Raw genomic sequence first — 12,906 nt, 5'->3', positions numbered from 1 at the left:
ACCACACACATCGCACATGACGACAACAACGATCTTCAAGACGACACCACCCGCCGCCCTCCTCCTGCTCGCGGCACTGTGCAGTGCGGGCACCGCCTGGTCGCGCGACGGCGTGCTGCCACCGGAGACGATGGCGCTCTACGGCGGGCGCTGGTCGTCCAACTGCGCCGACGCAGCAGCGCCGACGCTGCAGGTGCGCGAAGACATGCTGATCGCCGAGCGCGGCAAGCGCCGCGTCGTGGGCCGCGAGCCGGACACGGCGCACAGCTTCTTCGGCAACCAGGCGCCGCCGCCGAACTTCGATGTGGCGCTGATGAGCCGTGTGGACAAGGGCGACCACGCGATGCTGAATTTTCTGGTCTTTCGCGATGCGCGCGGCCAGTCGATCACGCTGAAGGCCGACAAGCCGGTCATGGGCCAGTTGGGGCCGGAGCTGGTGAAGCCACGCTACTGGCGCTGCGACGGCGCGGCACGCGCTGCAACGCCGCCCGCCGAACCTGCTGCCGCGGCCAAGCCACCGGCACCGGCCACGGGCAGCCCGGCCGCCCTCGCCCGGGGCCCCGCGATGGACAAGGCCTGGCGCGCCGCGCTGGGCACGCGCGAAACCGAGCGCTGGCTGGTGCGCCGCGAAGGTCCGGCGCCCGAACCGCAATGGGTGACAGTGGACGGCACGCGCTACCTGCTGCATGCCTTCTGCAAGCCGCATGATTGCTTCGACCACAACGCGATCGCGCTCTACGACCAGGGGTCGGGCCGGCTCTATGGCCTGGTGCAGCGCAACGGGCAGAACCAGCTCGTGGGCGGGCCTTCGCCGCAGTTCGCGGGGCAGCTCGACCGGCTCTGGCGCGAGCAGTGGCGCGCCAAGAACTGACGAGATTCCCTCAGATCGGCGCCGCGACCACGCGCCAGTCGCCGAAAGCCGCCGCGTCGTTGGGCCATTGATCGGCCCGCTCAGGGCACGACACACCCTGCGACAGCAACTGCACAGCCCGCAGCACGCCCGCATGCGTGACCCACAGCGCATCCGCGCCGGTCGCCAGCCAGTCGGCATGCGCCGAGGCCACGCGCTGCATGAAGACGCGCACGCTCTCGCCGTCACCGCCGGCCGGGGCATCGGCAAAGCGATTCGTCCAGGCCTCGAATTCTTCGCGGGCCACGGCAGACCACAGGCGCCCTTCCCAGGCACCGAAATTCATCTCGGCCAGGCGTACATCGCGGCGCACCGTCAGATCGGGCCGCAGCGCGGCGATGGCGTCCGCCAGCAGGGTGCAGCGCCGCAGCGGCGAACTCCACAGCACGATGCCGGCCGGCAGCTCCGACGCGATGCGCTCGGCCGCTGCCTGCGTGCCGTCAGCGTGCGCGTCGAGGTCGGTGGCGCCGTAGCACAGGCCCATCGGCGCGATCACCGGCGCGTGGCGCTGCAGCCAGAGCTGGGCCGTCGCCATGCTCATGCCTTCCACGCCAATGCCAGATAGATCGCCAGTTCGCACACCTGCTGCGTGGCGCCGAGCCCATCCCCAGTGAAGCCCTGCAGGCGACGCACGAAAAGCCGTGCCATCCAGCCGCCCGCGAGCACCAGCAGTACGAGCGCCACACCCACATGCACCGCGTCGTGCGCGCACAGCAGCAGCGCCACGGCGGGCGCGGCCCAAAGCACGGCGACGAGCAGCGCACCGCCGCTGATCGCGTCGGCCAACGGCTTGGCCTTGCTGCCGCTGCTGTCGCCCACATAAGGCAACCAGCGGATCAGGAACAGCGGCACCAGCCGCGACAGCACATGCGCGCCAACGATGGACACCGCCACCACATCCAGACCGCGCGCGGCCAGCGCAGCGAGCAGGCCGAACTTCAGGCCCAGTGCCAGCACCAGCGCGACCGCGCCAAAAGCGCCGATGCGCGAGTCCTTCATGATCTCCAGCGCCCGCTCACGGTTGGCCGAACCGCCGAGGCCGTCGGCCACGTCGGCCAAGCCGTCTTCGTGAAAAGCGCCTGTGAGCATCACAGTGGCGACAGTGCTCAGCACAGCCGCCGCGAAGGCCCCGCCGACGCCGGGCAGGCCGGCACCCACTGCCACGAACACCGCTGCGGCCACCCCGCCCGCAATCCATCCGATGGCCGGCAGGTGCGCCGCGGCAGCGCGCAGCATCTGCGGGCTGAAGCCGACCCAGGCAGCGAGCCGCCCGGTCACCGGCACCCGGGTGAAGAACTGGATGGCCAGCAGGAAATGGCGCACGCCGTTCATTGCTGGCGCGACACGCCCGCCGATTCGAAGCTCGCCATCTCGCGCAGGATGCGACAGGCCGATTCGAGCAACGGCCACGCCAGCGCGCCGCCCGAGCCTTCGCCCAGCCGCAGGTCGAGGTTCAGCAAGGGCTCGAGCCCGAGATGCTTCAGCAGCAGCACATGCCCCGGCTCGGCCGAGCTGTGCGCCGCCACGCAGCGCTGCGTCACCTGCGGGCGGATCGCCTGCGCGACCAGCACGGCGGCGCTGGCGATGAAACCATCGACCACGATCACGCGCCGCTCCTGCGCCGCCTGCAGCACCGCGCCGACCAGCGTCGCCACCTCGAAGCCGCCGAACGCGGCCAGTGCCTCGAGCGGCGTGGTCGCGCCGGCATGAAGTGCGAGCACCTCGCGCAGCACCTCGCGCTTGCGTGCGAGGCCGTCGGCATCGAGCCCCGTGCCGGCGCCGGTGCACAGGCCGATCTCCAGCCCGGCCAGGCGCGACAACAGCAGCGCCGCGGACGAGCTGTTGCCGATGCCCATTTCGCCGAGCAGCAGCGCGTTGCCCGGCAGCGCGCGCACCACCTCGCGGCCGTTGGCGATGGCCTGGGCGCACTGTTCGTGCGTCATGGCGGGGCCGGCCGAGGCGTCGGCCGTGCCGGCGGCGATGCGCCGCGACACCAGACCGGGTCGCGGCTGAAAGTCGCGCCGCACGCCGCAATCGACCACGGTGAGCGCCAGGCCGTGCTGGCGCGCCAGCACGCTCACGGCCGCACCGCCGGCCAGGAAGTTCTCGAGCATCTGCCAGGTCACGTCACTCGGGTAGGCCGACACGCCGCGCGCCGCCAGCCCGTGGTCGCCCGCGCACACCAGCATCTGCGGCGCGTCGAGCACGGGCTGCTCGGTGCCGAGGATGGCGCCGATGCGCAGCGCCAGCGCTTCGAGGCGGCCCAGTGCGCCGACCGGCTTGGTCTTGTTGTCGAGCGCGGCCTGCAGGCGCGCCGCGAGTGCGGCGTCGGCAATGTCGGGAACGGAGGGAATCAGGTCGGTGTCGGTCATGCGATCAGGCCGGCGAGCACGCCGGCGTCGAAGTGGGTGTCGATGAAGTCGGCCAGGCCGTCGAAGGTGGCGTCCAGCGTGGGCGCCGTGGTGCCGAACAGCGCCTGCAGCGCGGCCGGGTCTTCGAACAGGCCGTGCAGATACAGGCCCAGCACGTTGCCGCGCGCGTTCTGCCAAGCCAGGCCCTCGGGCATCACGGCACGGCCGTCGTGGGCCAGTTGCGGATGGGCGGCCGTCTGGCCGTGGTGAATTTCATAGCCGGCGATGCGCACGCCCGACAGCGCGGCCCACGGGCCGTCGACCAGGTCGGCCGAAAAGGTCGCCTCGCGGTGCCGCACGGTCTTCTCGCGCTCGAACACAGTCACGAGCGGCAGCAGGCCGAGCCCGGGCGCGTTGCCGTCAATGCCGTGCGGATCGACCAGCGCTTCGCCCAGCATCTGCAGTCCGCCGCAGACGCCCAGCACCGCGCCGCCGCGCCCGGCGTGCTCGGCCACCGCGCGGTCCAACCCCTGCGCACGCAGCCAGGCCAGGTCGCCGCTCGTGTGCTTGGAGCCGGGCAGCACGATCCAGTCGGCGCCCGCCACGTCGGCGGGCGTGCGAGCCCAGACCAGGCGCACGCCGGGCACGTTCTTCAGCGCCTGGAATTCGTCGAGGTTGCTCAGGCGCGGGTACGCGACCACCGCCACGGTGCGCGTGACCACGCCGCTGGCGCGGCTGCGGTCGTCGAACACGCCGTCTTCCTCGGGCAGGCCGTGCTGCCACCACATCGGCAGCGTGGCCACGGTGGGCACGCCGGTCAGCTCCTGCAACTGCTGCGGCGCGGGCGCCAGCAGCGAGACGTCGCCCCGGAACTTGTTGAGCACGAAGCCCTGGATGAGCGCCCGGTCAGCCTCGGGCAACAAAGCCCAGGTGCCGTAAAGATGGGCGAAGGCGCCGCCGCGGTCGATGTCGGTCGCGAGCAGGCAGCGCGCCTGCGCATGGCGGGCGACGCGCATGTTGACGATGTCGCTGGCCATGAGGTTGATCTCGGCCGGCGAACCGGCGCCTTCGATCACGACCACGTCGTTCTCGGCGCGCAGCTCGTCGAAGGCCTGCACGATCTGCGGCCAGACGCGTTCGCTGCGCCCGCGCCACGGCAGGGTCGAGAGCGATTCGCTCACCTGCCCCATCAGCACCACCTGGCTGTGGGTGTCGCGCTCGGGCTTGAGCAACAGCGGGTTCATGCGCACATCGGGCACGGCGTTGGCGGCCAGGGCCTGGAAGTACTGGGCGCTGCCGATCTCGCCGCCCTCGACCACGCGGGCGTTGTTGCTCATGTTCTGCGCCTTGAACGGCGCCACCCGCAACCCCTGGCGGGCATACCAGCGGCACAGCGCGGTGGCCAGCCAACTCTTGCCGGCGCCGCTCGTGGTGCCCAGGACCATGACGCAGCGCGCCGGCCCGTTTGTCGCTCTAGAACTCATCGGAGGATTGTCGTTGAGCGCCGAACTGAAACCGGAAGGCCGACTCAGACGTACCAAGGGAGGCGGCCCCTTCGGGCTGCCTCCGGAAAATCATGTCCGCCCTCAACCACCTGGCGCTCACCGTCGAAGAAACCGAACCGGGCCGGTTCCGCTGGGTCCTGCTCGAAGCGCAGGACAACGGCGACGGCGACGCCGAGGCGCTCGACTACCGCGTCTACCGCCGGGCCGTGCGCGCCGAAGGCAGCTATTCGAACGCGCTGGCGATGGGCGTGGCGCAGTTGCAGAAGCTCAGCGCCATGGCCTCACCCGACGCCGGCGACTGAGCCTGCGCCGTCAGGGCGAGAAGCCCGAACGCCGCACCACCGGCTCCCACTGCTGGCGGTAGGCCTTGAGCATCTGCACGGTCTCGGCATTGCTGCTGACCACCGGCCGGATGTACAGCGCATCGGCCGCCTTCTGCAGCCCCGGGTCCTGCATCACCTCGCGGATCTTGCTGGCCAGCAACTGCACCTTGGCCGGCGGCATGCTGCTCGGCGCGAAGAAGGTGTTCCAGCCGTCGGCATCGATCTTCATGCCGGCCTCGCGGAAGGTCGGCACCGCGGGCGCGAAGCTCGCGCGCTTCTTGCCCGACACGGCCAGGATGCGGATCTTGCCGGCCACGTGCTGCGCATAGAGCGAGTCCAGCGTGTCGATGGCGATCGGCAGCGAACCACCGCTCAGGTCGGCCAGCAGCGGCGCCGAGCCGCCGTAGCCCTTGATCTGCGGCTGCACGCTCAAGGCATCGCCCACCATCAGGCCGAAGAAGTGCGGCAGGCTGCCCGTTGCCGGCACGCCGAACACCGCCTCCTCGGGATGCGCCCAGAGCCGGCCCACGAGGAACATCGCGCGGTCGAGCTGCAGCTTCTGACCCACGGCCAGCGCGAAGTCGTAGCTGCTGACCTGCGTGACCGGCACGAAGTCCTTGTCGGGGTCGTAGCCGGCGTCCTTGAGCACCAGGGGCGCCACCATCATCACGGCGGGGTTGCCGAGCATCAGCACGTTCTCGCTCGCGGGCGCGCGCCGCAATTGCTTGGCCGCCAGACGGCCGCCCTCGCCCGCACGGTTCTCCACCGTCACCGCCACGCCGAGCTGGGGGCCGAGGCGCTCGGCAATGAGCCGCGCGATCCGGTCGGTGCTGCCGCCGGGCGCGTAGCCGACGACCAGCGTGAGCGGGCCCTCGAGCGCGGGCGCTGGCGTCTGTGCCTGCGCGGGCACCACGGCGCCACCGATCGCGAGCGCGAGGCAGCTGGCGGCGAGGCTTCGCCGGGACCAAAGAAAGGGCATGGGATCTCCTGTATCGCCGGCGGCAGGTGGCCGGCTTTTGTTACGTTGTTTATATTCAGGTAACAAATAGTTGATCTAATCCATCATTGCCCGCCGAGGCGGCGCCACCACACCCTGCACCCGTGAGTTCTTCCGTGCCAGCCTTCCCCGACGCGGCCGCGCTGCTCGCGCCCCGCACCCTCGACGACCTTCTGCTTTACCGGCTCTCGCGCGCCGCGCGCGCCGGCAGCGGCATGGCCACGCGCCTTGTCGAAGGCGGTTTCGGCATCACGCGCCGCGAATGGGGAATGATCGGCACGCTCGCGCAGACCGGAGAGATCACCTCCTCCACGCTGTCGGAGCAACTGAACCTGGACCGCGTGCGCACCTCGCGCGGACTGGGCAGCCTGGTCGAAAAGCAGTTGGTGGAACGGCGCCGGGACGCCAAGGACCGCCGCGAAGTGCATGTCCAACTGAGCCCGGCAGGACGCCAGCTCTATGACGACCTGTTCTCGCGGGTCGCCGACCTCAACACCGGCCTGCTCGAAGGCATGGACCCCGCGCACATCGAGGTCCTGCTGCAATGCCTGCAGCGGCTCGAGCAGCGCGGCAGCGCGCTGAGCGCGCAAGGCCTGGTGCCCGAAAAGGCCGACCGCCGTTCGGGCGGCACGCGCCACCGCTGGCCGATGCGGGGCGCGTAGGGCCTGCGGGGCCCGCTCAGCTCTGCGGGCCGCGCGCGCCGTCGGCCGAGGCCACGGCGCCCGGCACTTCCCAGCCGCCACCGATGGCGCGGATCAGCCCCACGGTCGCCTGGTACTGCGCCGACTTCACCTGCAGCGCCTGGCGCCGGTTGCGCAGCTCGCTGCGGCGCGCGTCGAGCAAGTCGAGCTGGCTCACGTAGCCGTTGCGGTAGCGCGTGTCCGACAGGCTGGTGGCGCGCTGTGCCGAAGTCACGGCCTGCGCCTGCACCACCGACTGCTCCTGCAGGATGCGGATGGCGGCCAGCTGGTCTTCGACCTCCTGGAACGCCACCAGCACCTGCGAGCGGTAGCTGGCGAGCGCACCGTCGAGCTGGGCATTGGCGCCCTGCACGCCGGCCTCGCGGCGGCCGCCGTCGAAGATCGGCAGCGACAGCAGCGCGCCCACGCCCCACGAGCGCGCCGACCACTTGAACAGGTCGCCGATCTCGGGCGAGGCGTAGCCGGCCGCGCCGGTCAGCGAGATGTTCGGGAACCACGCGGTCTGCGCCACGCCCACGCGGGCCTGCGCCGCCATGACAGCGCTCTGCGCGGCCGACACGTCGGGCCGGCGCGTGAGCACGGTGGACGGCACGCCCGGCGGGATCACCGGCAGCGCGGTGCCCCAGTCGTCGGGCCGCATGCCGAAGCTGGAGGCCGAATCGCCCACCAGCACGGCCAGCGCATGTTCCACCTGGGCGCGCTGGCGGTCGAGCGCGAGCGCGTCCGATTCGGTGGACGACACCTCGGTCTGCACGCGCGCCACGTCGAGCTCGGCGATGTCGCCGGCCTGCTGGCGGCGCTGCGTCAGGCGCAGCGTGTCGCGGTAGGCGGCGACCGATTCGCGCACCAGCACGCGCTCGGCGTCGAGCGCGCGCAGTTGCAGGTAGGTCTGCGCCACTTCGGCCTGCACCGCGAGCCGGGTGCTCTGCAGCAGCGCCTCGCGGCCCGCCGCGTCGAGCTTGGCCGCATCGGCCGCGCCCGAGAGACGACCGAACAGGTCGACCTCGTACGAGAACGTGGCGCCGATGTTGGTCATGGTGCCGGGCCGGGTGCTGGCCGTGGCCTTGTCCAGGCCCGCACCGCGGTTGGCGCCGGCGCCCAGGCCGATCTGCGGCAGGCGGTCGGCCTGCGCGCTGCGTGCCAGCGCGCGGGCCTCAGCCAGCCGCGCGGCGGCGGCCTGGATGTTGGCGTTGTCGACCGCGGCACGCTCGATCAGCGTGTTGAGCACCGGGTCGTTGAACGCCAGCCACCATTCGCCGCGCGGTTGCGCCTCGGCGGGCGTGGCCCGGGTGAAGCCGGCCGGCGCCGTGGCGCCCGGTTGCTGCTGCGGCTGTTCCTTGAACTGGGCCGCGGTCGGCACCGAGGGCATGCCCGAAGGCACGCTGGCGCAACCGGCCAGCACGAGGGCCGCCACCAGCGGCAGCATCGCGGTGCGCAAGGGGCGCATCAGGGTTGGGATTCCGAATGTCATGGAAAACCTTCTTTCTTCTTGTCGATCAGTCATGCGCGCCATGCGAGGGGCGCGGCGAGGCCGGCACCGGGTGCAGACCGCCACCACCGCCACCGTGCGAAGGCGCCACGGGATGGTCGGCCGACACGAAGTCGTCGCCGTGCGGCACTTCGCCGTGCAGCTTGAGCGGCCGGTTGCCCGCCAGGCGGCGCATCAGCACATAGAACACCGGCGTCAGGAACAGGCCGAAGGCCGTCACGCCGATCATTCCGGCGAACACCGCCACGCCCATCGCCTTGCGCATCTCGGAGCCGGCACCGGTCGAGAGCACCAGGGGCAGCACACCCATCACGAAGGCCAGCGAGGTCATCAAGATGGGGCGCAGGCGCAGGCGACTCGCTTCGATCGCGGCCTGAATGGGCGTGCGTCCGGCGAACTCCAGCTCCCGTGCGAACTCCACGATCAGAATCGCGTTCTTCGCACTCAGCCCCACCAGCACGATCAGCCCGATCTGCGTGAAGACGTTGTTGTCGCCCCCCGAGATCCACACGCCCGCCATCGCGGCCATGATGCCCATCGGCACGATCAGGATGATCGCGATCGGCAGCGTCAGGCTTTCGTACTGCGCAGCCAGCACCAGGAACACCAGCAGGATCGCCAGCGGGAACACCAGGAAGGCGGAGTTGCCGGCCAGGATTTCCTGGTACGTCAGCTCGGTCCACTCGAAGCTCACGCCCTTGGGCAGCGTCTCGGCCGCGATCTTGGTGATCACGTCCTGCGCCTGGCCCGACGAATAGCCGGGGGCCGGGCCGCCGTTGATGTCGGCGGCCAGGTAGCCGTTGTAGCGCATGGCGCGTTCCGGGCCGAAGGTCGAGTTGACCTTCATCAGCGCGGCCAACGGCACCATTTCGCCACTCGTCGAGCGCACCTTCAGCATGCCGACGTCTTCGGCACGGGCGCGGTACGGCGCATCGGCCTGGACGCGCACGGAGTACGTGCGGCCGAACTTGTTGAAGTCGTTGGCGTACAGGCTGCCCAGGTAGATCTGCATCGTGTCGAAGATGTCCGTCACCGGCACACCGAGCTGGCGCGCCTTGGTGCGGTCGATGTCGGCATACAGCTGCGGCACGTTGACCTGCCAGCTCGTGAACATGCCCGTCAGCTCGGGCGCTGCATACGCCTTGGCCATGAAGGCCTTCACCGCGACGTCCATCTGGTCGTAGCCGACCGAGGCGCGGTCTTCGATCTGCAGCTTGAAGCCGCCGGTCGTGCCCAGGCCTGCCACCGGCGGCGGCGGGAACATCACGATGAACGCGTCCTGGATGCTCGAGAACGCACCGTTGAGCTGGCCCGCCACCGCACCACCGCTCTGGTCTTCGCGCTTGCGCTGGTCGAAGGGCTTGAGCGTGGCGAACACGATGCCCGAGTTCGAGCTGTTGGTGAAGCCGTTGATCGACAGGCCCGGGAAGGCAATGGCGTCTTCCACGTTCGGGTTCTTCTTCATGATCTCGCCCATGCGGGTGATCACCTCTTCCGTGCGGTCGAGCGTGGCGCCGTCGGGCAGCTGGGCAAAACCGATGAGGTACTGCTTGTCCTGCGCCGGCACGAAGCCGCTGGGCACCGCCTTGAAGAGGCCGAAGGTCACGCCGACCAGCGCCAGGTAGATCACCAGCATCAGCGTCTTGCGCGAGATCACGCGCTTGACGCCGCCGCTGTAGGCCTCGGAGCCGCGATGGAAGAACTTGTTGAAGCCGCGGAACAGCCAGCCGAAGGCCTTGTCCATGCCGCGCGTCAATGCGTCCTTGGGCTGGTCGTGGCCGCGCAGCAGCAGTGCTGCCAGAGCCGGCGACAGCGTCAGCGAGTTGATGGCCGAGATCACCGTCGAGATCGCGATGGTCACCGCGAACTGCTTGTAGAACTGGCCCGTGAGACCGCTGATGAACGCCAGCGGCACGAACACGGCCACGAGCACCAGCGCGATGGCGATGATGGGGCCCGACACTTCGCGCATCGCACGGTACGTGGCTTCACGCGGCGTGAGCCCGGCCTCGATGTTGCGCTCGACGTTCTCCACCACCACGATGGCGTCGTCCACCACGATGCCGATCGCCAGCACCAGCCCGAACAGGCTCAGCGCGTTGATCGAGAAACCCAGCACATGCAGCACCGCGAAGGTACCGATCACCGACACCGGCACGGCCAGCAGCGGAATGATGGAGGCGCGCCACGTCTGCAGGAACAGGATCACCACCAGCACCACCAGCGCGATGGCTTCGAGCAGCGTATGGATCACCGACTCGATCGACGCACGCACGAACTGCGTCGGGTCATAGGCGATGCGGTATTCCAGGCCTTCCGGCATGTTCTTGTTGAGCTCTTCCATCGTCTTGCGAACGTTGGACGAGATGTCGAGCGCGTTGGAGCCCGGGGCCTGGAACACGCCCATGCCGACGGCCGGGTCGTTGTTCAGCAGCGAACGCAGCGAGTAGTCGGCGGCACCCATTTCGAGGCGGCCGATGTCGCGCAGGCGGGTCACGGCGCCGTCGGTGCCGCTCTTGACGATGATGTCGCCGAACTCTTCTTCGCTCTGCAGGCGCCCTTGCGCATTGATCGACAGCTGCATGTCCACGCCCGACAGGCCCGGCGAAGCGCCGACCACGCCGGCCGCGGCCTGCACGTTCTGGCCACGGATCGCAGCCACCACGTCGGAAGCCGAGAGGCCACGCTGCGCGACCTTCTGCGGGTCGAGCCAGACGCGCATCGAGTAGTCGCCGCCGCCGAAGATCTGCACCTGGCCCACGCCTTCGATGCGCGCCAGCGGGTCCTTCACGTTCAGCACCGCGTAGTTGCGCAGGTAGTTGATGTCGTAGCGGTTGTTCGGCGAGACGAGGTGGACCACCATCGTCAGGTCGGGCGCGCTCTTGACGGTCGTGATACCGAGGCGCCGCACTTCTTCGGGCAGGCGCGGCTCGGCTTGCGAGACGCGGTTCTGCACCAGTTGCTGGGCCTTGTCGGGATCGGTGCCGAGGCGGAAGGTGACGGTGAGCGTCATCACGCCGTCGGTCGTCGCCTGGCTGCCCATGTAGAGCATGCCTTCGACGCCGTTGATCTGCTCTTCGAGCGGCGTGGCCACCGTTTCAGCGATCACCTTCGGGTTGGCGCCGGGGTACGTTGCGCGCACCACCACCGAAGGCGGCGCGACTTCCGGGTACTCCGAGATCGGCAGGCCGCGCAGCGCAATCAGGCCCGCGATCAGCATCAGTAGCGACAGCACGCCGGCAAAGATCGGCCTGTCGATGAAGAATTTTGAGAGATTCATGTTGGTTCTCCGGCGGGCGCCAGGGCGCCCTCCTCCGAAATCAGGACTTCGCGGCCTCGGCCACGCGTTCCGGTTGTTGTTGCTTCGTGTCCGCCTTGGCGTCCATGGTCACGGTCTGCGGCACCACCAGCGCACCCGGGCGGATGTGCTGCAGGCCGTTCACCACCACGCGATCGCCGGCCTTCAGGCCCTTGCTCACCACGCGCAGGCCGTTGATGGGCCCGCCCAGCGTCACCTCGCGGTACATGGCCTTGTTGTCGTCACCCACGACCATCACGAACTTCTTGTTCTGGTCGGTGCCGATGGCACGCTCGCTCACCAGCAGCGCGGTGTCGTTGCGGGCCTGGCCCATGCGGATGCGGGCGAACTGGCCGGGAATGAGCGCGCCGTCCTTGTTGTCGAACGAAGCACGCACACGCACGGTGCCGCTGCGGGCGTCGACCTGGTTGTCGATCAGCTGCAGCTTGCCGGTGAAGGGCGTGCCTTCGAGGCCGGCGGTGCCCATCTGCACGGGGATCGTGTCGATCTGGCCGCGGGCGCCGGCGTTGGCCGGCAGGTCCTTCAGGGCGCGGGTGATGACCTGCTCGTCGGCGTCGAAGCTCGCGTAGATCGGGCTCACCGACACCAGCGTGGTCAGCACGGGCGCGCCGGGGCCCGCGGCGACCAGGTTGCCCACGGTCACTTCGAGCTTGCCGATGCGGCCCGACACCGGTGCGCGCACCTGGGTGTAGCCCAGGCTCAGGCGTGCGGTCTGCAGCGAGGCTTGCGCGGCGCGCAGGTTGGCTTCGGCTTCGCGGCCGGCGTTCACGCGCTCGTCGAGTTCACGCTGCGCGATGGCCTGCTCGTCCCACAGGCGCTTGGCACGTTCCTGCTCGCTGCGGCTGAAGGCCTGGCGGGCTTGCGCCGAGGCGACCTGCGCTTCGGCACGCTCCACCTCGGCAACGTACGGTGCGCGGTCGATGGTGATCAGCAGGTCGCCCTGCTTCACCAGCGCGCCTTCGCGGAAGTGCACCGACTGCACGGCGCCTGCCACGCGGGAGCGCACATCGACGCGCTCCACGGCTTCGAGGCGGCCCGAGAACTCGTCCCAGGCGTTGATCTCGCTCGACGCCACGGTGGCGACCGACACCGGTGTGCCCTGTTGCGCGGCCACCGGGGCGGTCGCCTCGGCCTTGAAGCTGTACATGCCCACCACCGCGGCGGCCACGGCCAGCACCGCGGTGAGGCCGGTCACGGCGGGCCACAACCCCTTGCGGGCGGCGGAAGACAGCAATTGTTCGTTCTTGTTCGACATGATGGTTCGTCCTTCTCGATGACTTTTTCGGGATGCAACAGGCCATCCCGGCGCCG

Annotated in this window: 11 protein-coding genes; 3 read left to right on the top strand and 8 right to left on the bottom strand. The window is 69.8% G+C overall.

Annotated elements, in window-relative coordinates; all coding sequences use genetic code 11:
* Nucleotides 1–16: 16 nt before the first annotated feature.
* The gene (locus CY658_RS26295; RefSeq protein ID WP_101492991.1) at nt 17–871 is read left to right on the top strand and encodes an Ivy family c-type lysozyme inhibitor; all 855 of its coding nucleotides are present in this window, start codon (nt 17–19) and stop codon (nt 869–871) included.
* A gap of 10 nt (nt 872–881) precedes the next feature.
* On the opposite strand, the gene CY658_RS26290 is transcribed toward CY658_RS26295, so the two are convergent.
* From CY658_RS26290 to CY658_RS26275, 4 genes are read right to left on the bottom strand one after another with little or no spacing between them, the layout of a single operon-like run.
* Complete coding sequence (locus CY658_RS26290) at nt 882–1,451, bottom strand: histidine phosphatase family protein (RefSeq protein ID WP_101492990.1); 570 nt, start codon at nt 1,449–1,451, stop codon at nt 882–884.
* Nucleotides 1,448–2,242: an adenosylcobinamide-GDP ribazoletransferase gene (locus tag CY658_RS26285; protein WP_101492989.1), complete on the bottom strand. Its 795-nt coding sequence runs from the start codon at nt 2,240–2,242 to the stop codon at nt 1,448–1,450. The genes CY658_RS26290 and CY658_RS26285 overlap by 4 nt, the downstream gene beginning before the upstream one ends.
* Complete coding sequence (gene cobT, locus CY658_RS26280) at nt 2,239–3,282, bottom strand: nicotinate-nucleotide--dimethylbenzimidazole phosphoribosyltransferase (protein ID WP_101492988.1); 1,044 nt, start codon at nt 3,280–3,282, stop codon at nt 2,239–2,241. Before cobT ends, CY658_RS26285 begins: the two co-directional genes overlap by 4 nt.
* Nucleotides 3,279–4,745 (bottom strand): cobyric acid synthase, encoded by a 1,467-nt coding sequence (locus CY658_RS26275; protein WP_101492987.1) that lies wholly within the window; start codon nt 4,743–4,745, stop codon nt 3,279–3,281. Before CY658_RS26275 ends, cobT begins: the two co-directional genes overlap by 4 nt.
* 92 nt (nt 4,746–4,837) lie before the next feature.
* Between CY658_RS26275 and CY658_RS26270 the strand changes: the two genes are divergently transcribed.
* On the top strand, nt 4,838–5,068 hold the full coding sequence (locus CY658_RS26270; RefSeq protein ID WP_101492986.1) for a hypothetical protein: 231 nt from the start codon (nt 4,838–4,840) through the stop codon (nt 5,066–5,068).
* Between the two features lie 10 nt (nt 5,069–5,078).
* On the opposite strand, the gene CY658_RS26265 is transcribed toward CY658_RS26270, so the two are convergent.
* The gene (locus CY658_RS26265) at nt 5,079–6,068 is read right to left on the bottom strand and encodes a tripartite tricarboxylate transporter substrate-binding protein (protein ID WP_101492985.1); all 990 of its coding nucleotides are present in this window, start codon (nt 6,066–6,068) and stop codon (nt 5,079–5,081) included.
* 134 nt (nt 6,069–6,202) lie between these two features.
* Between CY658_RS26265 and CY658_RS26260 the strand changes: the two genes are divergently transcribed.
* Nucleotides 6,203–6,748 (top strand): MarR family winged helix-turn-helix transcriptional regulator, encoded by a 546-nt coding sequence (locus CY658_RS26260; RefSeq protein ID WP_101492984.1) that lies wholly within the window; start codon nt 6,203–6,205, stop codon nt 6,746–6,748.
* Between the two features lie 16 nt (nt 6,749–6,764).
* On the opposite strand, the gene CY658_RS26255 is transcribed toward CY658_RS26260, so the two are convergent.
* From CY658_RS26255 to CY658_RS26245, 3 genes are read right to left on the bottom strand one after another with little or no spacing between them, the layout of a single operon-like run.
* On the bottom strand, nt 6,765–8,258 hold the full coding sequence (locus CY658_RS26255; protein WP_101492983.1) for an efflux transporter outer membrane subunit: 1,494 nt from the start codon (nt 8,256–8,258) through the stop codon (nt 6,765–6,767).
* 25 nt (nt 8,259–8,283) lie between these two features.
* Nucleotides 8,284–11,556 (bottom strand): efflux RND transporter permease subunit, encoded by a 3,273-nt coding sequence (locus CY658_RS26250; protein WP_101492982.1) that lies wholly within the window; start codon nt 11,554–11,556, stop codon nt 8,284–8,286.
* 40 nt (nt 11,557–11,596) lie between these two features.
* Nucleotides 11,597–12,850 carry an efflux RND transporter periplasmic adaptor subunit gene (locus tag CY658_RS26245; RefSeq protein WP_101492981.1) on the bottom strand — a complete coding sequence of 418 codons (1,254 nt, stop codon included), beginning with the start codon at nt 12,848–12,850 and terminating at the stop codon, nt 11,597–11,599.
* Nucleotides 12,851–12,906: the final 56 nt, after the last annotated feature.

This window comes from Variovorax sp. RO1 (assembly GCF_002849325.1).
Classification (GTDB): Bacteria; Pseudomonadota; Gammaproteobacteria; order Burkholderiales; family Burkholderiaceae_C; genus Variovorax.
This window is presented reverse-complemented; position numbering and strand designations above follow the sequence as displayed.